24 protein-coding genes are annotated in these 25896 nt (G+C 71.3%); 12 read left to right on the top strand and 12 right to left on the bottom strand.

What is annotated here, in order from left to right:
* Positions 1 to 12: 12 nt before the first annotated feature.
* Genes ACNQOV_RS04885 through ACNQOV_RS04895 form a run of 3 tightly spaced genes read right to left on the bottom strand, consistent with a single transcriptional unit; the run spans position 13 to position 3217 of the window.
* Entirely contained in the window at positions 13 to 888 is an 876-nt protein-coding gene (locus ACNQOV_RS04885) for a carbohydrate ABC transporter permease (protein WP_022906953.1), read from the bottom strand.
* Positions 885 to 1913: a carbohydrate ABC transporter permease gene (locus ACNQOV_RS04890; protein ID WP_416393611.1), complete on the bottom strand. Its 1029-nt coding sequence runs from the start codon at positions 1911 to 1913 to the stop codon at positions 885 to 887. Before ACNQOV_RS04890 ends, ACNQOV_RS04885 begins: the two co-directional genes overlap by 4 nt.
* A gap of 5 nt (positions 1914 to 1918) precedes the next feature.
* A complete protein-coding gene (locus ACNQOV_RS04895) occupies positions 1919 to 3217 on the bottom strand; it encodes an ABC transporter substrate-binding protein (protein ID WP_416393612.1) in 1299 nt (432 codons plus the stop codon).
* A 147-nt stretch (positions 3218 to 3364) separates the two neighbouring features.
* Here ACNQOV_RS04895 and ACNQOV_RS04900 point away from each other — a divergent pair, with 147 nt between their 5' ends.
* The gene (locus ACNQOV_RS04900) at positions 3365 to 4399 is read left to right on the top strand and encodes a LacI family DNA-binding transcriptional regulator (RefSeq protein ID WP_416393613.1); all 1035 of its coding nucleotides are present in this window, start codon (positions 3365 to 3367) and stop codon (positions 4397 to 4399) included.
* Between the two features lie 131 nt (positions 4400 to 4530).
* Here ACNQOV_RS04900 and ACNQOV_RS04905 read toward each other — a convergent pair whose 3' ends face one another.
* A complete protein-coding gene (locus tag ACNQOV_RS04905) occupies positions 4531 to 5520 on the bottom strand; it encodes a helix-turn-helix transcriptional regulator (protein WP_416393614.1) in 990 nt (329 codons plus the stop codon).
* Between the two features lie 119 nt (positions 5521 to 5639).
* Here ACNQOV_RS04905 and ACNQOV_RS04910 point away from each other — a divergent pair, with 119 nt between their 5' ends.
* Complete coding sequence (locus tag ACNQOV_RS04910; RefSeq protein ID WP_022906948.1) at positions 5640 to 6086, top strand: MarR family winged helix-turn-helix transcriptional regulator; 447 nt, start codon at positions 5640 to 5642, stop codon at positions 6084 to 6086.
* Between the two features lie 159 nt (positions 6087 to 6245).
* Complete coding sequence (locus tag ACNQOV_RS04915) at positions 6246 to 6401, top strand: hypothetical protein (RefSeq protein WP_022906947.1); 156 nt, start codon at positions 6246 to 6248, stop codon at positions 6399 to 6401.
* A 561-nt stretch (positions 6402 to 6962) separates the two neighbouring features.
* Here ACNQOV_RS04915 and ACNQOV_RS04920 read toward each other — a convergent pair.
* Entirely contained in the window at positions 6963 to 7979 is a 1017-nt protein-coding gene (locus ACNQOV_RS04920) for a LacI family DNA-binding transcriptional regulator (RefSeq protein ID WP_416393615.1), read from the bottom strand.
* A gap of 153 nt (positions 7980 to 8132) precedes the next feature.
* Here ACNQOV_RS04920 and ACNQOV_RS04925 point away from each other — a divergent pair, with 153 nt between their 5' ends.
* The 8 genes from ACNQOV_RS04925 to ACNQOV_RS04960 all read left to right on the top strand — a co-directional run bounded on the left by ACNQOV_RS04925 (position 8133) and on the right by ACNQOV_RS04960 (position 16482).
* Positions 8133 to 9365 (top strand): sugar ABC transporter substrate-binding protein, encoded by a 1233-nt coding sequence (locus tag ACNQOV_RS04925; RefSeq protein WP_042723770.1) that lies wholly within the window; start codon positions 8133 to 8135, stop codon positions 9363 to 9365.
* A gap of 62 nt (positions 9366 to 9427) precedes the next feature.
* Positions 9428 to 10378, top strand: coding sequence for a carbohydrate ABC transporter permease (locus ACNQOV_RS04930; protein WP_031262171.1), 951 nt, complete (start codon positions 9428 to 9430; stop codon positions 10376 to 10378).
* Positions 10375 to 11265: a carbohydrate ABC transporter permease gene (locus tag ACNQOV_RS04935; protein WP_022906943.1), complete on the top strand. Its 891-nt coding sequence runs from the start codon at positions 10375 to 10377 to the stop codon at positions 11263 to 11265. The genes ACNQOV_RS04930 and ACNQOV_RS04935 overlap by 4 nt, the downstream gene beginning before the upstream one ends.
* Before the next feature lie 129 nt (positions 11266 to 11394).
* Positions 11395 to 12189 (top strand): ThuA domain-containing protein, encoded by a 795-nt coding sequence (locus ACNQOV_RS04940; protein ID WP_022906941.1) that lies wholly within the window; start codon positions 11395 to 11397, stop codon positions 12187 to 12189.
* Positions 12186 to 13304 (top strand): Gfo/Idh/MocA family protein, encoded by a 1119-nt coding sequence (locus ACNQOV_RS04945; RefSeq protein ID WP_416393616.1) that lies wholly within the window; start codon positions 12186 to 12188, stop codon positions 13302 to 13304. Before ACNQOV_RS04940 ends, ACNQOV_RS04945 begins: the two co-directional genes overlap by 4 nt.
* Before the next feature lie 150 nt (positions 13305 to 13454).
* Positions 13455 to 14891 carry a sensor histidine kinase gene (locus ACNQOV_RS04950; protein ID WP_416393617.1) on the top strand — a complete coding sequence of 479 codons (1437 nt, stop codon included), beginning with the start codon at positions 13455 to 13457 and terminating at the stop codon, positions 14889 to 14891.
* The gene (locus ACNQOV_RS04955) at positions 14888 to 15514 is read left to right on the top strand and encodes a response regulator (RefSeq protein WP_416393618.1); all 627 of its coding nucleotides are present in this window, start codon (positions 14888 to 14890) and stop codon (positions 15512 to 15514) included. The genes ACNQOV_RS04950 and ACNQOV_RS04955 overlap by 4 nt, the downstream gene beginning before the upstream one ends.
* An 86-nt stretch (positions 15515 to 15600) precedes the next feature.
* The gene (locus ACNQOV_RS04960; protein ID WP_416393619.1) at positions 15601 to 16482 is read left to right on the top strand and encodes a hypothetical protein; all 882 of its coding nucleotides are present in this window, start codon (positions 15601 to 15603) and stop codon (positions 16480 to 16482) included.
* Between the two features lie 126 nt (positions 16483 to 16608).
* Here the strand turns inward: ACNQOV_RS04960 and ACNQOV_RS04965 are convergent, their stop codons facing one another.
* The 7 genes from ACNQOV_RS04965 to ACNQOV_RS04995 form a co-directional block, all read right to left on the bottom strand.
* Positions 16609 to 16815 (bottom strand): hypothetical protein, encoded by a 207-nt coding sequence (locus tag ACNQOV_RS04965; protein ID WP_416393620.1) that lies wholly within the window; start codon positions 16813 to 16815, stop codon positions 16609 to 16611.
* A 40-nt stretch (positions 16816 to 16855) separates the two neighbouring features.
* Positions 16856 to 17143: a hypothetical protein gene (locus tag ACNQOV_RS04970; protein ID WP_416393621.1), complete on the bottom strand. Its 288-nt coding sequence runs from the start codon at positions 17141 to 17143 to the stop codon at positions 16856 to 16858.
* A complete protein-coding gene (locus ACNQOV_RS04975; protein ID WP_416393622.1) occupies positions 17143 to 18621 on the bottom strand; it encodes a putative Ig domain-containing protein in 1479 nt (492 codons plus the stop codon). The genes ACNQOV_RS04970 and ACNQOV_RS04975 overlap by 1 nt, the downstream gene beginning before the upstream one ends.
* A 230-nt stretch (positions 18622 to 18851) precedes the next feature.
* Positions 18852 to 21425 carry an OpgC domain-containing protein gene (gene opgC / locus ACNQOV_RS04980; protein WP_416393623.1) on the bottom strand — a complete coding sequence of 858 codons (2574 nt, stop codon included), beginning with the start codon at positions 21423 to 21425 and terminating at the stop codon, positions 18852 to 18854.
* Entirely contained in the window at positions 21422 to 21835 is a 414-nt protein-coding gene (locus ACNQOV_RS04985) for an ATP-binding protein (protein ID WP_022908166.1), read from the bottom strand. The genes opgC and ACNQOV_RS04985 overlap by 4 nt, the downstream gene beginning before the upstream one ends.
* Entirely contained in the window at positions 21832 to 23853 is a 2022-nt protein-coding gene (locus ACNQOV_RS04990) for a glycosyltransferase (protein ID WP_022908165.1), read from the bottom strand. The genes ACNQOV_RS04985 and ACNQOV_RS04990 overlap by 4 nt, the downstream gene beginning before the upstream one ends.
* 258 nt (positions 23854 to 24111) lie before the next feature.
* Positions 24112 to 24831 carry a TetR/AcrR family transcriptional regulator gene (locus ACNQOV_RS04995; protein WP_022908164.1) on the bottom strand — a complete coding sequence of 240 codons (720 nt, stop codon included), beginning with the start codon at positions 24829 to 24831 and terminating at the stop codon, positions 24112 to 24114.
* Positions 24832 to 24956: 125 nt separating this feature from the next.
* Here ACNQOV_RS04995 and ACNQOV_RS05000 point away from each other — a divergent pair, with 125 nt between their 5' ends.
* Entirely contained in the window at positions 24957 to 25883 is a 927-nt protein-coding gene (locus tag ACNQOV_RS05000) for an NAD-dependent epimerase/dehydratase family protein (protein ID WP_022908163.1), read from the top strand.
* Positions 25884 to 25896: the final 13 nt, after the last annotated feature.

Here is a 25896-nt window from a genome sequence, read left to right on the forward strand (position 1 = left end):
GGCCGAGCGTGCTCACCCCTTCACCGCCCCGGTCAGACCGCCGACGATGCGCTTCTGGAAGACCGCGAAGAACACGAGCGCGGGGATCATCGACAGCGACGTGAACGCGAGCACCCGGGCGGTGTCGACCGAGTACTGCGACGAGAACGCCTGGACCCCGAGCGGCAGCGTGTACGCCGATGCGTCGTTGAGGATGAACAGCGGGAGGATGTAGCTGTTCCAGCTGCCGATGAACGCCAGGATGCCGACCGTCACGACACCGGGCAGCGACAGCGGGACGACCATCCGGAAGAAGAACCCGAGCCGGCTGGCCCCGTCGATCGACGCTGCCTCCTCGAGTTCGTCGGGGATCGCGCGGAGGAACGGCACGAGGATGATCACCGTCGTGGGCAGGGCGAAGGCGATCTGCGGCAGGATCACCCCGGCCAGGCTGTTGGTCAGCCCGAGGTCCTTCACGAGCAGGTAGAGCGGGGTGATCGCGACGGTGATCGGGAACATCAGGCCGGCGGCGAAGAGCGAGTAGAGCGCGTCGCGCCCCCGGAACCGGTAGCGGGCGATGACGAAGCTCGCCATCAGTCCGAGCACGACGACACCGACGGTGGTGGTGACGCCCGCGATGACGGAGTTGCCGAGCTGCTGCCAGAACACGCCGCTCGACAGCACGGAGAGGTAGTTGTCGACCTGCCACGGGCTGGGGAGTCCCGCCGGGCTCGCGGTGATCTGCGAGTTGCTGCGGAACCCGCCGAGCACGATGTACAGGACCGGCCCGACGCAGACCGCGATGAACAGCAGCGCGATGAAGTAGGTGCCGAGGTTGCGCTCGCGCCGGACGGGCCCGGTGTCGCGGGGTCGACGCTTCGGTGCGACGAGGGAGGCGGTGGCGGTCATCGGTCGGCCTTCTCGGTCAGGGCGCCGGCGGTGTCGCGGCGCAGGACGAACCGCTGGTAGACCAGGGCGATCACCAGCGAGATGAGGAAGATGACCACGGCGACGGCGTTGCCGTACCCGTAGTTGCCGGAGAGGCGGCCGTTGGCGACCATGTACGTCGCCATCGTCGAGGTGCCGGCCGTCGAGGCGATGTACTGCCCCCAGATGATGTAGACGAGGTCGAACAGCTGCAGCGACCCGATGATCGACAGGAACGCCCAGATGCGCACGGTCGGGCCGAGGAGCGGCAGCGTGATGCGCCGCTGGATCTGCCAGTAGCTCGCGCCGTCGAGCTGCGCGGCCTCGAACAGTTCCTCGGGGATGCTCTGCAGTCCGGCGAGGAAGAGGATCACCGCGAAGCCGATGTACTTCCACGAGATGATCGCGAGCAGCGTCCAGATCGCGATGTCGGGGTTCGACAGCCAGTCGGCGCGGAGCGCACCGAGCCCGACGGTCTGGAGCAGGTCGTTCACGGCGCCGCTCGACTGCAGCATGAGGCTCCACCCGGTGCCGACGATGACCTCGGAGATGACGTAGGGCAGGAAGATGAGGACGCGGATCAGGCCACGTCCGCGGATGCGCTGGTTGAGCAGCAGCGCGAGGACGATCGCGATCGGGCCCTGCACGAGGAGCGACCCGACGACGATGATCAGGTTGTGCCAGAGCACGCCCCGGAACGCGGCGTCGGTGAAGATCACCGCGTAGTTCTGCAGGCCGACGAAGTCGGTGGGGGTGCCGTAGCCCTGCCAGCGGTAGAAGCCGTAGTAGGCCGCGAGCACGACGGGCAGGATGACGAACCCGACGAACATGATGGTCGCGGGGCCCGCGAGGACGGCGATCTCGACCCGGGTGCGGACGTCGGTCCCCTTGCGGACCCGGCGGACCGGGGCCGACGGCGAACCGTCGGCCCCGCCCGTGCGACGCCCCGTCCCGGACCGGGCCTCCTCGTGACGAGCCGAGGAGGCGCTGGTGACGGAGGTGGTCATGGGTGTCAGCCCTTCGCCGCGGCCTGGTTGACGGTGGAGATGATGTCGTCGACGGACCCCTTGCCCGCGAGCAGGTTGACGACGCTCGTGTTGAGCGCGTTGCCGACGTTCTGGCCGTAGACCGTGTCGAGGTAGTTCGACACGAACGGGGCCTTGTTGTAGGACTCGAGCACGGTCTTCAGGTACGGCTCGGTGACGACCGACTGCGCGGACTCGTTCGCCGGGATCGCGTTGAAGGCCTTGTAGTAGGCCTCCTGCACGGGCTTCTCGGTCATGTAGTTGAGGAAGTCGGTGCACGCCTGCTTCGGAGCCTTGGCCGAGCAGGAGTACCCGTCGACCGCGCCCATCATCGAACCGGGTGCGCCCTTGCCGCCGGAGACCTCCGGGAAGGGGAAGAAGCCGAGGTCGGCGAGCGGCTTGCCGTCCGGGGTGAGCGAGGAGATCACGCCCGGGTCCCACGCCCCCATGAGCTCCATCGCGGCCTTGTGGTTCGCGACCAGGCCGGCCGAGCTGCCGGCGCCCTGCTGCGCAGCGGTGGTCAGGTAGCCGTCGTTGAACGGCTTCGTGTCGAAGAACGCCTTGGTGTCCTTGCCCGCCTGGGTCCAGCAGGAGTTCGTGAACTTCAGGTCCTGCGCGGTCTTGACGAGGGTCTTCTCGCTGCAGGCGCGGAGCGCGAAGTTGTAGTACCAGTGCGCGGCCGGCCAGGCGTCCTTCGCACCGACGGCGACCGGCTGGATGCCTTTGTCCTTGAGCTTCTGGATGTCGTCGTTCAGCTCGTCCATCGTGGTCGGCGTGCCCTCGATGCCGGCCTGCTCGAAGAGGTCCTGGCTGTACCAGATCCCCTCCGGGTTGACGTCGACCGGCATGGCCCAGGTCTTGCCGTCCTGCTTGTACCCGCCGAAGGCACCGTCGCTGATCTCGCTCTTCGCCGTCTTCCCGATCGAGTCGGAGATGTCCATCAGCTGACCGGCGTTCACCATCGCGGACATCTTGCCGCCGCCACGCTGCAGGAAGACGTCGGGTGCGGACCCCGAGTTGAGGGCGGTCTGGAGCTTGCCGTCCAGGTCCTCGTTCTGGATGGCCTGGATCTTGATGGTGACGTTCGGGTTCTTCGCCTCGAAGTCCTTGACGGTCTTCTCCCAGAACGCCTTGCCGGGACCGGTGGTCGAGTTGTGCCAGAAGGTCATCGAGACCTTCCCGCCGTCGCCGCCGGCCGCGTCGCTGCCGGATGAGCAGCCCGCGGCCACCAGTGCGGTCGCCCCGATCAGCGCGATGGCTGCCGCGGCACGGATCTTCCTCGTCATCGTGGATCTCCTGAAGTGTCGTCGTTGACAAACAGCGACATCGACTGCCGCTGCGGAGAGCGTGCCAGCTGCTCCGGACGCTTGTCAATCGATATCGATAACGTTTTCTTTACCGATTCGGCGCGGGGTCAGCGGTACGGTGTGCACATGGACACGGCCCTCGGCATGCGTCCCGGAGCCGGCCGGGTCACCATCGCGGACGTCGCACGTGCCGCCGGGGTGTCCATCCCCACCGTGTCGAAGGTCATCAACCAGCGCGACGGCGTGGCCGCGGCGACGATCCTGCGGGTGCAGGAGGTGGTCGAGCAGCTCGGCTACGAGACCTCGCTCGTCGCACGGAGCCTCCGCAGCTCGAGGACGAACGTCATCGGGATCCTCGTCACCGAGTTCGAACCGTTCTCGACCGAGCTCCTGCGCGGGGTGTCCGGCGCCACCACCGGCACCGGCTACGAACTGCTCGCCTACGCCGGCCTCGTGACCGGTGCCGAGCAGAAGGGCTGGGAACGCCGGTCGCTCTCACGGTTGTCCGGCACGCTCATCGACGGCGCGATCGTCGTCACGCCGAGCACGGCGCTGTCGAGCTCGTCGATCCCGGTCGTGGCGATCGACCCGCACACGGGGCCCGAGGGACACGCCACGGTCGACTCGGACAACGAGGCCGGGGCCGTCCAGGCCGTCGAGCACCTCGTCGCGCTCGGACACACCCGGATCGCGCACCTGCGCGGCCGTCCGGACCTGGCATCGGCACAGCTCCGCGAGGCCGGCTACCGGCGAGCGTTGGCCGCGGCCGGGTTGCCGGTGGACGAGTCGCTCGTCCGCGACGGCGGCTACCAGGAGGACCGCTCGGCCGAGGTCGCCGCCGACCTGCTCGCCGGCGCGGACCGTCCGACCGCGGTGTTCGCGGCCAACGACTCGTCGGCGGTCGGGGTGCTCCGCGCCGCCGCCGAGCTCGGGCTGCAGGTCCCCGACGACCTGTCGGTGGTCGGGTTCGACGACGTGCCGCAGGCCGCCACGACCACGCCGCCGCTGACCACCGTCGCGCAGCCCCTCGTCGAGCTCGGCTCGCGGGCGGTCGACATGCTCCTGACGATGCTGCGTGGCGAGCGGGCGTCGGACCACGTCCGGCTGCCGACGACGTTGCGCGTGCGCCGGAGCACCGGCCCGGTGCCCGCCGGTCGCTGAGCCCGGCCCGGCGCTGCCCGGCCCTGCCCGGCCCGGCACTACCCGGCCCTGCCCTGCCCGGCCCTGCCTTGCTTTGCCCGGCCCGGCCTGGCCTTGCTTTGCCAGGCCTGGCCCGGCCTGGCCTTGGGCCGTCAGCGCCGCAGGGTCTGCTTCGGGTACTCCCCGAACCGCTCGACGTACGCCGCCGAGAACCGCCCGAGGTGCGCGAACCCCCACCGCCTGGCGACGTCGCCCACGGCGCCGGCGAGCGGGTCGGCGTCGAGCAGCTCCGCCCGCACACGGTCGAGTCGCACCTGCCGCAGGTACGTCAGCGGGGACACGTCGAACACGCGGCGGAAGGACTCCTGCACGGACCGGACGCTCAACCCCGACGCCGCGGACAGGTCGGCGATCGTGACGGGTTCGGCGGCGTGGTCGTGCACGTACTCGACGGCGGCGCGGAGCCGGGCATTGCGCGGCTGCCCGAGCACCCCGGGCAGGTCGTCCACCATCGGCGGGAACAGCTCGAGGAACAGCTCGGCGACGACGACCTTGGCCTGCTGCCACGCCACGGACTCGGTGCCGCCGGCCCGGAGCGACCGGACGAGCGCGGTCAGCGCCCCCTGCCACCGCCGTGCGGCCTCGGGCTCGGGCACGTGCTGGTCGTCGAAGCGGAGCGCGTGGTCGCCGACGGTGCTGCGGGTCGCGGCGACCCGGTGGACGAAGTCGCGGTCGAGGTGCACCATGCGCTGGTCGTGGTCCGTGACGAGGAAGGCGTACTCGTGGTCGGGCGGGAACAGCGCCGGTGCCCCGAGCGGGAGCACGAGCCGTTCGCCGAGCCGTTCGACCTCGGCGGTGCCGGAGCCGATCCAGGTGACGACGTAGTCACCGCCGGCCGGCACCACCCCCGAGAGCGCACCGCGCAGCTGGGACCGCCGAACGGTCAGCTCGGCGTCACCGATCGCCGTGTACCGGTACTCGAACGGCGTCTCGGTCACGCGCGCCACCCACCGCTCGCCGCCGTAGACCGCGCCGAGGTCCCGCGCGGCGTCGGCAGGGAGCTCACCGGACACCTCGAAGCGGACCGTCGCCGGTGCCGGGACCGGTCCGTCGGCGAAGTCGTCCGTCAACGGGTCGGCCACGCGCACCCCCGTCGGATGGATGTCCAGAACCCGCTGTCTCCCTCGTTATCTGGATACGCTGTCCCGGTGAGCGCGGCGTATCGTTGCGCGGAACCGATCCGCACCGAAGGGGCGACCGCGTGAGTGAGATCGACCTGACGGCCGCCATCACCCGGCTCGAGGCCGCGATGGGCGCGCTGCGCGGGCGACTGCGGGTGCGCCTGGACGTCTCCGGCTCGGACCTCACGGTGCTGCAGTACGTCGCCCGCGCGGAAGCCGCCGAGCGGAAGGTCCGGGTGAAGGACCTCGCGTCGCACCTCGGCCTGAGCGGCCCGGCGGTCACGGGCGCCGTCGATCGTCTCGAACGGGCCGGACACCTGTGCCGCGTGCCGAACCCGGACGACGGGCGGAGCCGCTACATCGAGTTGACCCCGGAGACCGAGCGCGCCTACGCGAGTGCGATGGACAGCACCAACGAGCATCTGCACGAGCTGGTGTCCTCCTTCACTGATCGCGAGCGGGCGAAGTACGTCCGGGTCATCGACCGCGTCATCGAGGCGCTCGAGTTCGGCGCCCCGTCCCCGTGACGGCAGCGTACGGGCGGTGGCGGACGCACCCCGAACGTTTGTCCACCAAGCGCAGTTAGGTAACTTCCCTACCTATCTGGCCGGACGGGAGCCAGCGGCGGCCGTAGCGTCTCCGGAGGATGCCCCCGATCGGGGGTACCAGACGACGGGGAGGGAACCATGGGCACGTACGAATCCCAGCAGGGCGTCGATCCGGTGCGCATCGAGACGTTCCGTCGGATGCGCAAGCGCTGGAAGTACGGCGAGCTGCAGGACGGCGCCGGCCTCTACGACGACTTCTTCACCGACACCGCCCGCGACCCGCGCGGCCGCTGACGAACCAACGGGAGGCGCGTGGCGGATCCGCCACGCGCCTCCCGTCTCCACGCGCTGAGCGACACCGCACGGGTCACGCAGCGCGTGGCGTGTCGGTCAGCGCGAAGCGGCGGCCGGTGGGCGCGGGACGGGAGGCGCGGTGCGGGGCCGACCCGCGCCTCCCGTCCGCCCGGACGCGGCCCTGCCCCGAGACTCGGCCACGCGGACACCTTCGCGGCATCGGAGCCGCGAAGGTGTCCGCCCAGGCGAGACTCGGCCAGCGCCAGACGGGCGCGGGAGCCGTCGACTCGGCTTCCGTGTGGGCGCTGATTCTCGTCTCCACGCGCTGGGCGACACCGCACGGGTCACGCAGCGCGTGACGTGTCGGTCAGTGCGAAACGGCGGCCGGTGGCGGGGGGGGGGGGGGGGGGGGGGGGGGGGCCCCCCCCCCCCCCCCCCCCCCCCCGGACGCGGCGCTGCCCCGAGACTCGGCCACGCGGACACCTTCGCGGCGTCGGAGCCGCAAAGGTGTCCGCCCAGGCGAGACTCGGCGCGCGGTTCGCGCGGGGCGGGGAGTGCCGGTCAGGCGGGCGCGGGAGCCGTCGACTCGGCTTCGCGGAGGGTACAGGGCAGCAGGAAGTGCGGCAGCTCGTCGGACTTCCCGTCGAGCTGGTCGATGAGCGCATCGGCGGCGCGGGTGCCGAGCCGGCGGCCAGGGGCCACCATGGTCGACAGTCGCGGGTAGTGCTGGTCGGCGTTCGTCTCGGACGAGGCGATGCTCAGCACCGAGACGTCCTCGGGCACGCGACGACCGGCGGCGTACAGCCCGACGAGGAGCCCCGCCGACGAGTCGTCCTTCATCACGAGCACCGCCGTCACGTCGGGGTCGAGGGCGAGGAGCTCGCTCGCGGCCGTGCGTCCACCGTCGCTCCCCGGGCCCGCCGTGACCACCGTGCCGACGAGTCCTCGTGCAGCGGTCACCCGACGGAAGGTGTCCTGGGTGCGGAGGTGCGGGGCGTAGCCGGCCATCGGCGTGCCCTCGAGGTCCTCGAGCACGAGGGCGAACCGCCGGTGCCCGAGCGCCTCGAGGTGATCGATGCTCGACTCGATCGTGGTCTCGAAGTCGATGTCGACGAACGGCAGACCGCTGCTGTCCCGGGTGCGCCCGATGAGCGTGAAGGGGACGGCGAGGGCGGTGAGGACGGCGACGCGCGGGTCGTCCATCCGCACCTCCATGAGGATGACGCCGTCGACGAGCCCCCCGGAGACGAGGTCGTCGAGGTCGTCCCCTGCCGGGTCCACCGGCCAGAGCACGAGGTGGTAGCCGCGCTCGGACGCCCGCTCGGCGGCGCTCATGAAGAACTCCGACGTCGTCGGACTGAACCGGTTGCCCGTGGTCGGGAACAGCAGCGCGATGATCCGGGTGCGCCGGCTCGCCAGCGCACGGGCGACGACATTGCCGCGGAACTTCAGTTCGCGCATCGCCGCCTGCACCCGGGCGGTCGTCGCCGGGGTGACGTACTTCGTGCCGTTCACCACGAAGGACACGGTGGCGATCGAGACTCCCGCGCGATCGGCGACCTGTTGCATCGTGGCCATGCCGTCCAGCCTACCGTCCAGGATGCGAAAAAAGCGCTTTACAGGTGAAGCGCTTTTCTGTTAGCTTCTCGCCCCAAGGACACAGCGACGATGACGTCAGCGGATTCGTGGTTGCGTGCCTGCCCCTGCATCCGCACAGAGAAGAGCTCTGCAATGAAGCAAAGATTCCCCTCCACGACGCGCCGGACCCGAGCCCTCGTCGGCGCGGTCGCCGTGCTCGCGACGATCCCCCTGGTCCTCACCGGGTGCTCCGGTTCCGGCTCGGCCTCCTCCGGCGGGAGCAAGGCCCTGACGATCGAGGACTACTACGACGCGACCTACAACCCCGTCTACAAGCAGTGCGCGAAGCAGGTCGACGCGACCGTCACGATCAACCACGTCGCCGGCGCCGGTCTGATCTCGAAGGTCCTGCAGCAGGCATCGTCGCGGACCCTCCCCGACGTCCTCATGCTCGACAACCCCGACGTGCAGCAGATCGCGGCCTCGGGTGCGCTGTCCGAGCTGAGCGACTACGGCCTGAGCGCCGAGGGCGACGTCCCCGGCGTGAAGGCGGCGAGCACCTACAAGGGGAAGCTCTACGGCCTGCAGTCGAACACGAACTCGATCGCGCTGTACTACAACAAGAAGCTGCTCTCGGACGCCGGCGTCCAGCCGCCCAAGACGTGGGACGAGCTGAAGGCCGCCGCGAAGAAGCTCACCTCCGGGTCGACGTACGGCTTCGCGATGAGCAACATCAACACCTACGAGGGCACCTGGCAGTTCCTGCCCTTCTTCTGGTCGAACGGTGGTGACGAGAAGGACATCGCGACACCCGAGGCGGCGCAGGCCCTGCAGCTCGTCGAGGACCTGCAGAACGACGGCTCGATGTCGAAGAGCTCGATCAACTGGGCCCAGGCCGACGTCAACAACCAGTTCCTCGCCGGCAAGGCCGCGATGATGATCAACGGCCCGTGGCAGCTCCCCGCGCTCAACGCGAAGAAGGGCCTCGAGTTCGACAGCGTCCCGATCCCCACCCGCACCGGTGAGGCGACCGTCGCACCGCTCGGCGGCGAGGCGTTCACCGTCCCGCAGACCGGCGACAAGGCGAAGATGCAGCTGGCCGCCAAGTTCGTCGGCTGCCTGCACTCGCAGAAGACCCAGAAGGCCCTCGCCGAGGTGAGCGGCAACGTGCCGACGAACCTCGAGGCCGGCGCCGCGTGGGCGTCCGACCACCCGCAGGTCGCCTCGTTCGTCACCACGGTGAAGACCGCCCGCGCCCGCACCGGTGAGCTCGGACCCGACTGGCCCAAGGCCGCGACGAAGATCTACACCGCCGTCCAGCTCGCCCTCACGGGCAAGGCCGACCCCGAGGCCGCGCTCAAGCAGGCGCAGTCGCAGAGCCAGTAGTGCACGAGGGAGCCGGCCGCCCGGTCGGCTCCCTCCCCACCCTCGGAAGGAGCGGTTCCGGCATGAGCGCCACGACACAGACCCGACCACGGACCACGGCGTCCGTCCCACCACCACGACCCGGCCAGCGCCGAGCGCGCATGCGCACCGGGCTCACCCGATGGCTCTTCGTCATCCCGGCCGCGCTGTTCGTGGCCGTGTTCTTCGGCTACCCGGTCGTCAAGAACGTCATCATGTCCTTCCAGGACTACACGACCAAGACCTTCTTCACGGGCGAGGCCCCGTGGGTCGGGCTCGGCAACTACATCCAGGTGTTCCAGAGCTCGGTCTTCGCGACGAGCGTCGTGAACACCGCACTGTTCACCGCGGGCTCGATCGTCCTGCAGTTCGTGATCGGCCTCGGTCTCGCGCTGTTCTTCCGGCGGCACTTCCCGCTCTCCGGCTTCCTGCGCGGGCTCCTCCTGCTGCCGTGGCTGCTGCCGCTGATCGCGTCGAGCGCGGTCTGGAAGTGGCTGCTCGACCAGGACAGCGGAGCGCTCAACCAGCTCCTCGGCCTGGTCGGCATCGCACCGGTGCCGTGGCTCGTCAGCCCGAGCCTGGCCCTCATCGCCGTCATCGGCGTGAACGTGTGGCTCGGCATCCCGTTCAACACGACGATCCTCTACAGCGGACTGCAGTCCGTCCCGCCGGAGCTGTACGAAGCCGGCGCACTCGACGGCGCCACCGGCTTCAAGGCGTTCTGGTACATCACCTGGCCGAGCATCCGGAGCGTCGTCAGCGTCGTGATCGTCCTGGGGGTGGTCTACACGTTGAAGGTCGTGGACATCATCCTCGGCCTCACCGGCGGCGGACCGGCGAACTCCACGCAGACCCTCGCCACGAACGCGTACCACCAGTCGTTCATCAACTTCCAGTTCGGCATCGGAGCCGCGGTGAGCAACGTGCTCATCGTCGTCTCGTTCGTCTTCGCGATGGTCTACATCGCGATCTCCAGGAAGGCGGTCGACGAATGAGCGTCGGAATCGCGAACCAGACCGTCACCGCCACCCGGGCGATCACGACGAAGCGCAGCGCACGGGTCCCCGGGCCGAAGCGCGGCGTCAAGGGCATCCCGCTCACGATCCTCGGCTGCGTGTTCCTCGCGATCATGGTGTTCCCCGTCTACTGGATGGTGAACACGAGCCTGCAGGCCACGTCCGGTGCCGCGACCGCGACCTGGTTCCCGTTCTCGCCCACCTTCCGCGGGTACGAGACGGCGTTCGCGCAGCAGGGGCAGAACTTCCTGTCGAGCATGATCATCGGCCTCGGCACCGTCGTGCTGACCCTGGCGATCGCGACCCCGGCCGCGTACGGGCTGGCCCGGTTCAAGATGCGCGGCACCCGGGTGTTCCTGCTCGTGCTGCTCATCACGCAGATGATCCCCGCGATCGTCATCGCGAACGCGCTCTACACGCTGTTCAACAACGTCGGACTGCTGAACAGCTACATCGGGCTGATCCTCGCCGACAGCGCCGTCCAGGTGCCGTTCGCCGTGCTGCTCATGCGCGCGTTCATGGAGTCGATCCCGCCGAGCCTCGTCGAGGCCGCGCTCGTCGACGGCGCGAACGACTTCCGGGCGTTCGTCTCGATCGTCCTGCCCATCAGCCGGAACGCCATCGTCACGGCGGCGCTCTTCACCTTCCTCGGGGCCTGGGGCGACTTCCTCATCGCACTGACCCTGACGTCGACGACCGCGGTCAGGCCCATCACGCTCGGCATCTACAACTACATCGGTTCGAACGTCACCGACTGGGGGCCCGTCATGGCGACGTCCGTCCTCGCGTCGCTGCCGGCCGCCGTGCTGCTCATCGTCGCCCAGCGGTACATCTCCGCCGGTGCGCTCGGCGGCGCCGTCAAGTGACGGCGACCGACCCCGCGGCGACCGACCCTGCGGCGACCGCGGCGACCGCGGCGACCGCGGCTGTCGACCCCGGGGCAGCCGTCCTGTGACGGCCGGCGACACCCACGAACCCAGCCAGAAAGGCACACCATGACCACCACCCCGCTGCGCATCACCGTCTGGGGCGAGAACGTCCACGAGCAGGTCGAGCAGCACGTCGCCGAGCGGTACCCCGACGGCATGCACGGCGCGATCGCCGACGGCATCCGCGAGAACCTGCCGGACGCCGTCGTCCGCACGGCGACGATGCAGGAGCCCGAACACGGACTCACCGACGAGGTCCTCGCCGAGACCGACGTCCTCACCTGGTGGGGGCACGCCGCGCACCACGAGGTGGACGACGCCGTGGTCGACCGCGTGCACAAGCACGTCCTGTCCGGCATGGGGCTCGTGGTGCTGCACTCCGGCCACTGGTCGAAGATCTTCGGGAAGCTCATGGGGACCACCTGCACGCTCCGGTGGCGCAGCGAGCACGACCAGGAACTCGTCTGGACCGTGAACCCGCAGCACCCCATCACGCGCGGCGTCCCGAACCCGATCGTGATCCCCGAGCAGGAGATGTACGGCGAGTACTTCGACGTGCCGACGCCCGACGAGCTGGTCTTCATCTCCGGCTTCACCGGCGGCGAGGTGTTCCGGAGCGGCATGACCTACCGCCGCGGCCTCGGGAAGATCTTCTACTTCTCCCCCGGCGACCAGGACTTCCCCGTCTACCACCACAAGGACGTCCGACGCGTGATCGCGAACGCGACCGAGTGGGCCCGGCCGGAGCGCGAGCGGGAGATCCCGACGCTCCGCCGGTACGACCTCGGCGAGTACTTCGACGGCCAGCACTACCGCGGCCCGTTCGACGACGCACCGGTCGACGAGGAGGTGTCCGCGTGACCGCGCCGCTCCGGGTCGTCCAGGTCGGTGCCGGTGGCATGGGCCGGGCGTGGCTCGCGACCGTCGCCGCGGACCCGGACGTCGAGCTCGTCGGCATCGTCGACCTCGACCTCGACGCCGCGCGCGCCGGGGCGGAGGTCGCCGGCGACGCGACGATCCCGGTCGGCCGCGACCTCACCGCACTCATCGCCGAGACCGGTGCCGAGGCCGTCCTCGACATCACGGTCCCCGTCGCGCACCACCCGGTCACGCTCGAGGCCCTCCGCGCCGGGCTCCCCGTCCTCGGGGAGAAGCCGGCAGCGCAGACCGTCGCCGAGGCGCTCTCGCTCGCCGCGGCCGCCGAGGCCACCGGCAAGCTGTTCATGGTCTCGCAGTCCCGTCGGTACAACGACCACCTCGTCGCGTTCCGGCAGCACGTCCGCGGGCTCGGACAGGTGGGCGGCCTGAGCACGCGCTTCGCCAAGGCCCCGCACTTCGGCGGCTTCCGCGAGGAGATGGACGACGTCCTCCTGCTCGACATGGCGATCCACGCCTTCGACTCCGCCCGGTACGTCCTCGAGCGCGACCCGGTGTCGGTGTACTGCGAGTCGTGGAACCCGTCGTGGTCCTGGTACCGGGGCGACGCCGCGGCCGCCGCGGTCTTCACCTTCGAGGACGACGTCCGCTACGTGTACGACGGCTCGTGGTGCGCGCCGGGCGCCGAGACCTCGTGGAACGGCGACTGGCGGGCCTCCGGGTCCGACGGGACCGCGCTGTGGGACGGCGACCACGACCCGTGGAGCGACCTCGACGGCACCCCGGGCGCTCCGGAGGCGGCACCCGGCGTCGGCAACGAGATCGCCGGCGCCCTCGCGTCCTTCGTCCGCGCGGTCCGCTCCGGCGAGCGCCCCGACGGCGAGGTGCACGGCAACGTGATGAGCCTGACGATGGTGGACGCCGCGATCGCGTCCGCCCGCACCGGACGGCGCATCGTGATCGACGAGGTCCTCGAGCAGGCGCACGCCACCGCGCTCGAGGCCGAGCAGGACGAGTCGATCCGCGAGCGGCTCGCCGCGTGGGGATCGGTCCGGAGCGCGCTCGCGACGGGGTCACCGGACACGGCCGCGCTCGGCTGAACGAGGCAGGTGGGCCGGGGGGGGGGGGGGGGGGGGGGGGGGGGGGGCGCCCCCCCCCCCCGCCTCCCGTCTGTCCAGCGTGCGTCACCGTCACCACCGGTCGTCGGCGCGCACCCACCGGACCCGGGCCGGCACCGTTACGGTGGCCCTGTGCGTGGACACCGGTCGTCGGACACCGAAGCGGCGGGGACCCCGCTGGTGCTCGTCGCGGCCGACCAGCGTCGTCGGACCGGCCGGACGCCCTGGGGCAGGGTCCTCGTCGGGGTGGTGATCGCCGCCCTCGTCGGGGGCGCGGCCGTCGCCACGGCGGGCGCGCTCGTCTCGCAGCGCATCGCCGAGGGCTTCGCCGTCCGTGACGCGACGTCGGACACGGCCGCACTGGCGCGGGTCGTGGTCGAGCCCGCCCTGGTGGACGCGATCGCCGACCCCGACGCGCCCACCTCCGAACGGGCTGGGGCCCGCGCACGACTGGCCGATGCGGTGGCCGGCGAGCTGCGGGCGGGGTCTGCGGTTCGGATGAAGCTCTGGGCCGCCGACGGCACCGTCCTCTGGTCCGACGAAGCCCGGCTCGTCGGGGAACGGTTCCCGCTGGGCGCCGAGGACCTCGAAGCGCTGCAGACCGACCGGTCCGACGCCGAGGTGTCCGACCTGTCCGAGCCCGAGAACCGCTTCGAACGGGGACACGGCCCGCTGCTCGAGGCGTACCAGGCGGTGCACACCCCGTCGGGCGAGGCGCTGCTGTTCGAGGCCTACCAGCGCTACGACGAGGTCGTGTCCCGCGCCGCGGACCTGCGTGGGGCGTTCGCCGCCCTCGCGTTCGGCACCGTCGGCGTCGTGCTCGCCCTGCTCGTCCCGCTGCTGCTCTGGCTGCTGCTCCGGATCCGGTCGGGGCAGCGCGCGCGGGAGCGGCTGCTCGGTCGCGCGCTCGACGCCGAGGCCGCCGAACGCCGACGGATGGCGGCCGACCTGCACGACGGCCCGGTGCAGGACGTCGCCGGGCTCGCCCTGTCGCTCGGGGCGGACCCGGCCACCCGTGACGCGGCGGCGGCCCTGCGCGGTGCGGTGTCGTCGCTGCGCGGCTCGATGTCCGCGATCCGTCCGGCGGCTCCCGAACGGGACGGCCTGGGCGCGGCGCTCGACGACGTCTGCGCACGGGCGCGCGCCGCCGGGCTCACCACGAGCGTCCACGTGCCGGACCCGGTCGAGGCGTCGTCCGCGGCGCTGCTCGCGGTCGTCCGGTTCGTCCGCGAGGCGGTCGCCAACGTCGTCACGCACGCGAACGCCTCCGTCGTCGACGTGCAGGTCGCTGCGGCCCCGGGTGCCTCCGTCGTCGACGTGCAGGTCGCTGCGGCCCCGGGTGCCTCCGGCGCCGGCCGCGGTGCCGTGCTGGTGGTCACGGTCTCGGACGACGGCGTGGGCTTCGACCCGGTGCGCGCGACGGCTCCCGACCGTCCGGGGCACCTCGGCACCACGCTGCTGCGGGAGATCGCCGAGGACACCGGCGGCTCGCTCGAGCTCGAGACCGCTCCGGGTGCCGGGACGACCTGGCGGCTGCGGGTGCCGGTGGACACCGAGGCACTGCGGTGAGGGTCCTCGTCGTCGACGACCACGCGCTCGTGCGGAGCGGGCTGCGGGCCGTCCTCGCGGCGACCGGTGACTGCGAGGTCGTGGGCGAGGCCGCCACCGGCGAGGAGGCCGTCGCGCTCGCGCCCGTACTCCGGCCGGACGTCGTCGTGATGGACCTGTCGATGCCGGGGGCCGGTGGGGTGGCTGCCACGGCGGCGCTGCGGTCGGCGATGCCCGACGTCCGGGTCCTCGTCCTCACCACGTTCGCCGACGACGGTCGGGTGCGCGCCGCACTCGCCGCAGGGGCGACCGGGTACCTGCTGAAGGACGCCGCCCCGGACGAGGTCGTGCGTGCCGTCCGCGCGGCCGCCCGCGACGAGACGCCGATCGACCCCCGGGTCGCCCGTGCGCTGCTCCCCGGCGGCACGTCGACCACGTCGACCACCGCACCGGACGTCCAGCTGCCGCCCCGGGAACGCGACGTCCTCGTCCGGATCGCGCGGGGCCTGTCGAACCGGCAGATCGCGACCGAACTCGGCATCGCGGAACGGACCGACAAGGTCCACGCCGGCAGTCTCTTCCGCCGCATCGGGGTGGCCGACCGCACGAGCGCGGCGCTCTGGGGCAGGGACCACGGGTACTAGTACCAAGGTCCGATGGTGCGGCCGCGGCGGGGCGGCGACGATCGGTGTCGAGGGGTTCTCACCCCCAGCACACCAGGAGGCACACCATGACCAGCACGCACCAGCGCCACGGACGGCGCATCGGCATCGTCGCCGCGGTCACCGCGGGCGTCGTCGCCGCGGTCGCCCTCGCCGGGGTCGCCCCCGCGAACGCGTCCGGCAAGACCTCGACCGGCGGGGACTACGCCGTCACCCTGAACGGCACGACCACCAACCCCGCACCGGGCAAGGACTTCAAGGTCAAGGACGTCGCCGTCTCCGGCACCATCGCGGTGCGCGGCAAGCACAACGGGTTCGACATCCGCACGGCCGACCTCGGCGTGTACGACTACACGCTCACCGGCGCGCCGGACACACAGCGGATGGTGACGAAGCCGACCGTGGTGTTCGCCTCGAAGGTCCCGTCGCTGACCGCCGCGCAGCTCGCCGGCGCGAAGCTGTCGTCGCTCGAGGTGCGGGACGACACCCTCGTCGCGATCTTCGCCACCGGGGCCGGCAAGCTCAAGGTGCAGGCGAAGGACGGCGCGCAGGGCGGCATCTTCCAGATGGAGACCGAGTTCGCCCAGCCGGTGACGTTCACGCACACGCTCGGCGCCGGCCTGTTCTACTTCACGAACCCGTACACCGGGAAGATCAACTTCGGCGACGGCACCCCCGCCGTGACCTCGGGCAGCGGCGCCCACCAGATGCTGCTCGGCAAGGACAGCCCGCAGGTCGCGACCAAGACATCGCAGACCGCGACCACGACGACGTGGACCGTCCAGCCCGGCGGCCGGATGGGCGGGGTTCTCGGCGAGGACGCCGTCGAGCTCTCGCAGGGTGCGACGAACTGCACGAGCCAGTGCCAGGCGCAGAACCAGATCCGCGGCTCGCTGCCGGTCCCGCCGGACCCGGTGGACCCGCAGCCGCTGCGCGTCGCGGTCCGCTGACGCGGACGGACAGCGCACACCGTGACGGGAGGCGGGGGGGGGGGGGGGGCCCCCCCCCCCCCCCGCCTCCTGGACGTGCTGCGGACTGCGCGCCCGCGCGTCGAGCGGTCCTCCGTCCCGACGACCTCAGTCCCCCGCGAGTGCCTCGAGCAGCCGCACGAGTGCCGTGCGGTCCCGATCCCCGATGTGGTCGAGCAGGTGCTCCCGGACCGCCGCGGCGTGGATCGGCCGCGCGATGTCGACGAGGTCCGCTCCCTGCTCCGTGACCTGCACGAGGACCTCGCCGTCCACGTTCCGCCGACGGTGCAGCCCACGCTCCTCCATGCGGGTCATCTGGTGGGAGAGGCGACCGCGGTCGGGACAGCGGACGCAGTCAGGGACGGCGCGGTCGCCGATCGGCCGACCGGGTCGCTCGCAGGGCACCGCGGCGCTCGACGGCGCCGATCACGGCCAGCGTGGCACCGATGAGCAGGAACGGCACGCCAGCGAGCACGAGGAGCGCTGCTCCGAACGGGAAGGTGCTGCCCGCCGCGGCGAGGATGACCAGGAGGAGTGCGCCGGTACCGCTCAGCAACCCTGCGACTGCTGCGAAGATGCCGGCGAGCAGGACCAGCCGCCGTGTGTCGTTCCCGGGCACTCGATGAGCGCTCTGACGGTGCATCAGCGCTGCTTCCGGCGGCGCAGGAGCTGGGACGTGGTGAGTGCGAGGCCGGCGATGGTGAGCCCGGCGGCCCAGGGCAGCAGCTGCGTGGTGTCCGTCCCGGTGTAGGCGAGCTCGCGTCGGGCGACGGTCGGCGTCGTGGCGGGCGTGGCGCTGACCGTGGCGGCGGTGGGTCGCACGTCGACGGCGAACGCGGTGTCGAACGTCTTGGACGTCACGGTGAGGGTGTGTGTCGAAGCGTGGGGGAACGTGACCTGCGCGCCTTCGTACGGTTCGGTGTTGGCGACGACGACGTCGGACGGATCATCGGAGGTCACGGTGAACGGCGCCGGGTACCCGTCAGCCTCGGAGACGGCGTTGCCGAACCGGTCGACGAGGTTCCCGCTGACGAGCAGGGTCCCGCCCTGGCCGATGGTGGGCTGGCCGCCCTCCAGACCGAACCCGATCGTGGTGTAGCCGTCTCCATCCCGGGTGGTCTCGTTCTGGAAGGTCCAGACGGTGCCGTCGCGTTCGATGACCCAGCTGGTGGAGTGCGCGGTCAGGAACGTGGCCTTGTCCTCCGCGGTGACCTCCACGCCGAGGGCCGCAGCCGGGCTGATGGTGATGGTGACGTCCTGCGAGGCCGTCGTCGTGCCGCTGGTGGCGGTGATGCGGAACGCGTACGTGCCGGCGTAGTCACTGGTGCCCGACAGCACGCCGGTGGTGTGGTCCAACGTCAACCCGTCGGGCAGGTATGCGGCGTCACCGTCCTCGTCGGACGTGACCGGGTCGTCGCCGAGGTCGTCGCCCGGGGAGGAGGTCACCGCGTACGTCGGCTTCGGGAACCCGGTCGCGGTGAACGTGTGCGTGAACGCTTCACCCGCGGTCGCGGTGAGGAGGATCGGGTCCTCCGGGCTCGAGGCGTCCGGGAACGCCGCCGGTGCGGTGACCGGCTCCGTGGAGGCCGAGGCGGTCTGGTCGGTGCTGCTGGTGATCGTGACCGTGATCACGTTCCCCGCATCCGCCGCGGTGAGGTGGTAGGTGTCCGTGGTCGTCGGCACGACCGTGGAGCCGCTGCTCCAGGTGAAGGTGACGGGAGCGACCAGGTCGTGCCAGGTCGCCGTGAGGGAACCCCCGACGACCGCGTCACCGGTGATCGACACGACGGCCGCCGTCGACGCGGCGGTAGGCGTCGGTGTGCTGCTCGAGGACGGAACAGCAGGCGTCGCCGCAGCCGGCGACGGCACCGCGGTGCGCGGCGCTGACGCACCGACCGTCGAGTCGGGATCCACAGCCGGTGCGGTCGTACCCGCGATGGGCGTGGGGACCGCCGAGGCGCTCGCTGCGGGCGTCTGCGAGTCGGTCGTGGACGCGGCTGTCTGCCCATCGGCGTACGCACCCGTCGCACCCAGGGCGCCGAACCCGGTGATGACGCTGACGATCGCGATGGTGGTTCCGATCGCGCAGGCGCGTCGGATCGTGGCAGGGCTGTGCTGCACGGGCGTCCCCTCGGGTGGTGCTGTCCGACCGACGGTCGAACGGAAGCAAGACGCCGGATGCGGCGCTCTCGGAGCGTAACCAAACGGCAGCGCACTCCGCGAGGGACCCGGCGCGTCTCACCCACCAAGTGGGGCCAGACGGACGCGGGCAGCCGACGCGCCGCGACCGCCGGCCGGACGGGAGGCGCGGTGCCGGCTGGCACCGCGCCTCCAGTCCGTCAGCCAGCGCGTCAGCGCGGGATGACCGAGAACAGGAACCGTTTCCGGACCATGTACCAGGCCAACAGGATGAGCAGGGTGTGGGTCGCGAAACCGATCCACGCGTTGCCCCAGTCGATGCCCGGGATGGACGCGATCGCCAGCGCGAAGAACACCTGCCACACGAAGACGTAGAGGCTCGCCTGGCCGATCGGGATCCACAGCCAGCCGATCGCCGTCGAGATCGGCTTCCAGAACACGGTGAGGATCGCGTAGGAGACGATCGCGAAGAAGGCGATGTCCACCAGGCGTCCCCACTGCAGGTCGACGCGCTGGTAGGCGGTGTTGTACAGCTGGTCGTACATCGACGCCGGGAACGGCGCGGGCGTGAACCCGAAGTGGTTGCCCGCCCACACGTACACGAGGAACAGGGCGTAGCCGCCGATGCCCACGCCGATGAGTACCTTGCCGAGTCGTCCGGTGAGGGCGGCGATGATCTGGCGACGGTAGTACCCGAGCACGAGGCCGTGGGTGAACACCACCTGCCAGGTGAGGAGCGGGAACACCGCCTCGAACTGGGAGTTCAGCGGCCGGAACTCGGGGTTGAGCGCCTGGAACAGGTACAGCGCCCAGCTGACGACGAGCAGCGACCACCAGAAGCCGCGACGGATCACCCACATGAACGCCGGGATGAAGAGGCTCAGCACGACGAAGAGCCCCATGATGTTGAACGGCCACGGGCCCATCTCGAGCAGCAGGAACTGCCGGATCGCGTACCAGGGCGGCGGGTAGGCCAGCAGCTGCATCGCGTTCGGGTAGAGGTCGTACACGCGCCCCTCGGCCCCGACGCCCCCGGTGCCGGTCCCCCGGTCGGTGAACGTGGTGATCGCGTCGGTGTTGAGGAAGGGCACGAAGCTCAGCGCGAAGACGACGAGGATCACCGCGAGCGTGACGAGGTACTGCTTCCGCGCCCGCTTCCACGCCCCGATCGCGGCCGCCCACTCGCCGAACTTCTTGATGGCGAACGGGTACGTCATGCCGAGCACCATGCCGGACAGGAACACGAACATCTCGGCGCCCGTGATCGCACCGACGGCGTGCAGCGTGATGTACGAGTAAGGACCGCCGATCTCGATGTGGGTGATCACCACGGCGAGGATGATGAAGCCGCGGAACAGGTCGAGCCGGAGGTCACGCCCGGGCTTGCCGTCGTCCGGGTACCGCCAGCTCGGCAGCAGGCGGCCGAACAGCCCGCTCAGCAGGAAGACCACCGCCAGGCCGGCCGCGCACCAGACGATCCACGCCATCTGGTCGCCGCCGGTGTCGTACTGCTGGTCGGTCGCCGCGGCTCCGGCCACGGGCGTGACCCGTTCGGTGACCGGTCCGAAGACGAAGTCGCCCGCGCGTTCGAGGTCCGTCCGGAAGGAACCCGCGATGCCGGGGACCGCGGTGTCGCGCCAGTCGGCGACCCGGTTGCCGGCCTCGGGCTCACGGCGGTTCGTCTCGAGGAACGTCACCCCGCGGATCAACGGGCGGTCCTGCACGGCGGCGATCACCTGTCGCCACCAGCCCTGCTTCACCGGGAGTTCGTCGTCGCCACGGAGCGAGTGGTCGTACAGCGCCCCGGTGTCGAGCAGCATCGGCCGGTCGTCCGCCACGGCGAAGCGGTCGTAGAAGCTCCCCTGCTGTCGCTGCTCGTAGCCCCAGGTCTCGTCGAAGCGAGCGGAGACCTCGCCGGCCTCGGGGACGTCGTTCCGGGTGAGCGGGACGTCCCGGCCGGCGGCCTCGGTCGCCTTGCCCTTGCCGAAGTACAGCATCGACAGCCCGACCCAGTCGACGGCGGAGTCCCCCGGCCAGTACGGCGCGTAGGGGTCGTCGTCGGCGGTGAGCCGCCCGTCGCCGTTCGTGTCGAGCTTCGAGACGTCCGTCGCCGAGAGGTCCTGCAGGCGTCCCGCGGACTCGCCGAAGGGGTACCCGGCGCCGTACGACGGGGACCACACCATCAGGGCGTCCGAGCTGCCGGCGTGCACCGCCGTCGCGAGCGCGCGGAAGGCCTGCACGAACTGGGTCGGCTGCTGCCCCCACCGCACCCACGTGCCGTTCATCTGCGGTGCGAACCGGACGAGGAGCTGGGTGTCGTACTGCCGGTGGACGTCCTCGAGCAGGGTGTTCGCGGCTCGGGCGTCGGCGGCGGTCAGCGACCCGAGCGACCGGTCGGGCTCGAAGCTCACGACGAGGACCGCGCCCTGCGTCGCCGCCGCTCTGGTCGCGCGGAGGAACTCCTTGCGGGCGCTGCGGTCGAGCGGGTACGGGATCTCGACGCCGTACATCGACGGTGTCGCGCCGAGGCGTCCGGCGTAGCCGTCGGGGGCGTCGTCACCCCAGTCGATGTCCGGGCCGAACCAGGTCGTCCCGGAGCTCGGTCCCGCCGCGGCGGCGGTCGTCGCAGACGCTGCTGCGGCGGTCGTCGCCGACGCCGCTGCGGTCGTCGCCGACGCCGCTGCGGCGGTCGTCGCCTGCACCGCGGACGCCGGCAGCGCACCGCCCAGCGCGAACGTCGCGAGGACGACCAGGAACGCGAGGAGCCGGGCGGCGGGTCGGCTCACCGCGTGCACGCCAGGGTCCACACGTTGTGCCCGCCCTCGTGCCGGTGCTCGAGCCGGTCGAGTGCGGCGATCGCGAGGGCGAGGCCGCGGCCGCTCTCCTCGTCGACGTCCGCCATCGTCACCGCGGCGAGGTCGATGTCGACGGGCAGCCCGTTGTCGGTGAGGACGGCCACGAGTTCGCGGTCGGTCACGTCGAGTTCCACGGTGTAGCGCCTGCCTGCTTCCTGGTCGGCACGACGGGTGTGCTCGACGATGTTCGCCGCGATCTCGGCGACGGCGGTCTCGAGACCGAACCGGAGTCGGAGGTCGTCGATGCCCAGGGCGTCCCACCACGCACCGAAACGGTCCTGCACCTCGTCGAGCGACTCGGGGACCGCGGGGACGTCGAACTCGATGCGTTCCGGGCTCACAGGGGTCCTCCGACCGTGCTCGACCCGTGGCCGGACCGTGCCGTCCCGGGGCCCCGGTACAGCACCGCACGGATGACGATGCTGAAGATGAACAGGTCGAACACGACCCACGCGGTGTTTACGAGGGGTGCGATGCCGGACGCCTGACCGGTCAGGTACCGGATGCCGATCAGCACGAGCGCCGCCACGAGGGCCCCCATCGCGACGAGCTGCGGCTTGACGAGGTCCCACCGCGGCCGCTGCTCGGACTCGTCACGGACCTTCGGGGTGACCCGGAAGCCCAACGGCTTGCCGCGGAACACGTTCTCGAAGGCGCTCGTCACCGACTCGATCCACACCGGGAACAGCGCCAGCGAGTACTGCTGTCCGCGCCACGTCGGTCTGCCGGCCGCCACCACCCAGAACAGCAGCTGGTTCAGCACCAGGAACGGGATGAGCCGGGCGAAGAAGTCCACGCTGTACGCCTGGACCGGCACGACGCCGAACGACAGGCAGAGCACCGGCGCGGCGATGTAGACGATCGCGGCGAAGCCGGACAGGTAGCTCCACATCGTCGAGAAGTACATGAGCCGCTGCCCCCACGAGAGCCCCTTCTGCACGAGGGGGTTCTCGCGGAAGAAGACCTGCATGGTGCCCTGCGCCCAACGGAGCCGCTGCACGAGCATGGTCGGCAGGTCTTCGGGGGCGAGGCCCGTCGCGAGGATCTCGTCGTGGTACGCCGACTTCCAGCCGAGGCCGTGCAGACGCATCGCGGTCGCCATGTCCTCGGTCACCGAGATCGTCGCCAGGGGCATGATCGGCTGGGCCTCGTCGTCGCGGTTGACGTCGAGCGCGCGGGTGAGCACGGCGATGGACTCGATCGCGGCGACCGGCGAGGCGTCGCGACGACCGAGGACGTCGAGCGCCGCATCGTCGAGGCCGGCGAAGGTGTTCGCGTCGGTCGACATCGCCGCGAGCTCCTGCAGGTCGTTGCGGACGGACTCGAGGTCGGAGGCCGCGAACCGGTAGGAGATGGCGTCGATCCCGCGCTGGAAGTCGTAGGTCACGTCGCCGAGGGGCTCGCCGCGCTCCACCTGGTCGCGAGCCCGGTCGATCACGGCCTCGGCCTCGTCGAGGGCGCCGAGCACCCGCTCGTCGGTCTCGGTCTCCCGCGCACGGGCGAGGAGCTTCCGCGAGGTCTTGATCGTCCGCGCGACCGACGCCTCGACCTCGCGCACGTAGCGGGTGACCCCGAGCTGCATGAGCGCTTCGCGGCGGAGGATCGCGTTCGAACCGCAGAAGAACGCGGCGTTCCAGCCGTCCTTCGACTGCTGGATCGGGCCGTAGAACAACGGCGCCTGGCTGCCGAGCAGATCGGCGTCGGGGACGTTCTCGAACCACTGCGGCGTCTGCACGAGCGCCATCTCGGTGTCCTTGAAGTACCCGAGCGTGCGGTCGAGGATCGCCGGGTCCGGCACCTGGTCGGCGTCGAGGATGAGCAGGAACTCGCCCTGGGTCGCGAGCAGTGCGTTGTTGAGGTTGCCGGCCTTGGCGTGCCGGGGCCGATCGACCCAGTCGGCCCCACGGGTGATGATCCCGATGCCGAGCGACTCGGCGGCCGCACGCATCTCCGGACGGTTGCCGTCGTCGAGGATCCACGTGGCGTGCGGGTGGCGGATGGCCTTCGCGGCGCGCGCGGTGCGGAGCACGAGGTCGACCGGCTCGTCGTAGGTGGTGATGAACACGTCGACGGTGACGTGGTCCCCCGGCGAGGTCGGTGGCTCGCCGCGTTCACGGAGCCGCCAGGCCCCGAACGCGAAGAGGAGCGAATCGATCACGCTGTACGTCTCGGCGAGGATCAGCGGCACGGCGATCCACCACGAGTGCCAGTTCACCGACGCGGCCCACCGCCACACGACGTAGTTCACGCCGGCGATCGAGGCGAGCAGTGCGACGGTCCGCACCGTGACGAGTCGACGCCGGGACGTGCCGGTGGTGAGGCGGCGGCGGTCCTGCCGGCTGACGTCGAGCGCGGTCACCGGGTGCCCCCGACGGCGTCGCCGAACGTGCTGCGTCGCAAGCGTGCCTCCCTGATCCGTCGGCCCCGGCCGCGGCGCGCGCCCGAGGGTGGTGGTCCGTCCGGGGTGACTCCAGGTGTGCCGTCCCGGGCGAGGGCTGCGCCGTCGGGTACGGCCGGGGCCCACGACCTGTCTACCGCAGGGAGCACCCTCCTGCCAGACCGGCGCCCCGGTCTGGGGACAGCCCGCATCCGTCCACCGGCGTGGGACGGACAGCACTCAGTCGAACGCGGCGACGATCCCGAGCCCCTCGGCCAGCCGGGCGACGACCTCGTCGAAGAAGGCCGCGCCGTCGGAGACCGACCCGACGTAGTGCCCGAACAGCTCGAACGACACCGTGCCGAACACCGTCGTCCAGGCCATGAGCGTGCGGGCGAGGACCTCTTCCGGTAGCCCCGTTCCGAAGGCCCGGAGCGACTCCACCCCGTCGGCGACGGCGGGCGTGAGCCGGCCCGGGCCCGACCGGGGCGCGTCCGGCGCCCGGTACCCGGGGTCGGCCACGGCATCGGCGACCACCCGCACGATCGTGAGCGTCGTCCGCGACGCCGGCTCGACGGTCGATCGCGGCGCGGCGTACCCGGGCACCGGCGAGCCGAACAGGAGCGCGAAGTCCCCCGGGTGGGCGATCGACCAGGTGCGGATCGCTCGGCAGACCGCGACCCACCGTGCCCCCGGGGCCGGACCCGCTGCCGCGTCGGCCGCCTCGACCGCGGCCCCGAGCTCGTCGTAGTCGGCGATGAGCAGCGCCGTCAGCAGGTCGTCGCGGCTCGGGAAGTACCGGTAGACGGCCGACGACACCATGCCGACGTCACGGGCCACGGCCCGCAGGCTCAGCTGCGATGGACCTTCGTCGGTGAGCCGCACCCGGGCGGCGGCGAGGATGCTCGCGTGCACCGCCTCGCGAGCGCGGGCTCGGGCGGTCGGGGCCGTGTCGGTCATCCCTCCACCATGCCACGCGAGAGCACTGCACACAAACGAGAGCACTGCTCTTGCAATTCGACGACCGGGCGTGCATCCTGGACACAGAGAGCGGTGCTCTCGCTCACGAACGAAAGCAGGAAGTCATGTCACACCAGCACGTCGTCGTCGGCGCCGGTCCCGTGGGCCGTCACGTCGCCGCACTCCTCGCCGAGCAGGGCGAGCGGGTCGCCGTCGTCACCCGGTCCGGCCGGGACACGGGTGTCCACGGCGTCGAACACGTCGCACTCGACGCGTCCGACGCCGACGCGCTCACCCGCGTCACCGACGGGGCCGCCGTCCTCTACAACTGCGCGAACCCCGGCGACTACACGCAGTGGGAACGGACCTGGCCGCCGCTCGCGACCGCACTGCTCACCACCGCCGAACGGACCGGCGCCGTGTACGCGATCACCGGCAACCTCTACCCGTACGGTCCGGTGGACGGCCCGATGCGCGAGAGCCTGCCGGACGCCGCGACCGACCACAAGGGCATCCTGCGGGCACGCCTCTGGGCCGATGCGCGCGCCGCGCACGAGGCCGGACGGGTCCGCGCCGTCGAGGTCCGCGCGTCGGACTACGTCGGCCCCGGCATCGGCCAGAACGGGCACGTCACCCGCGTGCTCCCGGCCGCGCTCGAGGGCCGGTCCGTGTCCATGGTCGGACGCACCGACCTGCCGCACACCTTCACCGACGTGCTCGACGTCGCACGGATGCTCGTCGCCGCCGGTGCGGACGAGGGCACCCACGGGCGCACCTGGATGGTGCCGAGCAACGCGCCCCGGACGCAGGTGCAGGCGCTCACCGAGGTCTTGGCCGCGGCCGGGAAGCCCCCGGTGCGGGTCGGTCGGATGCCCGTCGGCGTGTTCCGCGCGATGGGCCTGGTGTCGCCGATGATGCGCGAGATCGCCGAGATGGGCTACCAGTGGACCGCGCCGTACGTGGTCGACGACTCGGCGAGCCGCGCCCGGTTCGGGATCGAGCCGACCCCGTGGGACGAGGTGTGCCGACGGACCGTGACGGGTGTGGTGTGACCGCTACGCACGG

Origin of the sequence: Curtobacterium sp. LFS084, from assembly GCF_047977705.1 — a bacterium.
Taxonomy (GTDB): Bacteria; Actinomycetota; Actinomycetes; order Actinomycetales; family Microbacteriaceae; genus Curtobacterium.

What these genes read in the sequence shown, in the direction of transcription:
- ACNQOV_RS04935 (WP_022906943.1), top strand. Translation starts at nt 10,375, where the DNA reads ATGAGCGTCGGAATCGCGAACCAGACCGTCACCGCCACCCGGGCGATC.
- ACNQOV_RS04960 (WP_416393619.1), top strand. Translation starts at nt 15,601, where the DNA reads ATGACCAGCACGCACCAGCGCCACGGACGGCGCATCGGCATCGTCGCC.
- ACNQOV_RS04930 (WP_031262171.1), top strand. Translation starts at nt 9,428, where the DNA reads ATGAGCGCCACGACACAGACCCGACCACGGACCACGGCGTCCGTCCCA.
- ACNQOV_RS04940 (WP_022906941.1), top strand. Translation starts at nt 11,395, where the DNA reads ATGACCACCACCCCGCTGCGCATCACCGTCTGGGGCGAGAACGTCCAC.
- ACNQOV_RS04970 (WP_416393621.1), bottom strand. Translation starts at nt 17,143, where the DNA reads ATGCACCGTCAGAGCGCTCATCGAGTGCCCGGGAACGACACACGGCGG.
- ACNQOV_RS04925 (WP_042723770.1), top strand. Translation starts at nt 8,133, where the DNA reads ATGAAGCAAAGATTCCCCTCCACGACGCGCCGGACCCGAGCCCTCGTC.
- ACNQOV_RS04885 (WP_022906953.1), bottom strand. Translation starts at nt 888, where the DNA reads ATGACCGCCACCGCCTCCCTCGTCGCACCGAAGCGTCGACCCCGCGAC.
- ACNQOV_RS05000 (WP_022908163.1), top strand. Translation starts at nt 24,957, where the DNA reads ATGTCACACCAGCACGTCGTCGTCGGCGCCGGTCCCGTGGGCCGTCAC.
- ACNQOV_RS04995 (WP_022908164.1), bottom strand. Translation starts at nt 24,831, where the DNA reads ATGACCGACACGGCCCCGACCGCCCGAGCCCGCGCTCGCGAGGCGGTG.
- ACNQOV_RS04895 (WP_416393612.1), bottom strand. Translation starts at nt 3,217, where the DNA reads ATGACGAGGAAGATCCGTGCCGCGGCAGCCATCGCGCTGATCGGGGCG.
- ACNQOV_RS04920 (WP_416393615.1), bottom strand. Translation starts at nt 7,979, where the DNA reads ATGGCCACGATGCAACAGGTCGCCGATCGCGCGGGAGTCTCGATCGCC.
- ACNQOV_RS04900 (WP_416393613.1), top strand. Translation starts at nt 3,365, where the DNA reads ATGGACACGGCCCTCGGCATGCGTCCCGGAGCCGGCCGGGTCACCATC.
- ACNQOV_RS04965 (WP_416393620.1), bottom strand. Translation starts at nt 16,815, where the DNA reads ATGACCCGCATGGAGGAGCGTGGGCTGCACCGTCGGCGGAACGTGGAC.
- ACNQOV_RS04915 (WP_022906947.1), top strand. Translation starts at nt 6,246, where the DNA reads ATGGGCACGTACGAATCCCAGCAGGGCGTCGATCCGGTGCGCATCGAG.
- ACNQOV_RS04890 (WP_416393611.1), bottom strand. Translation starts at nt 1,913, where the DNA reads ATGACCACCTCCGTCACCAGCGCCTCCTCGGCTCGTCACGAGGAGGCC.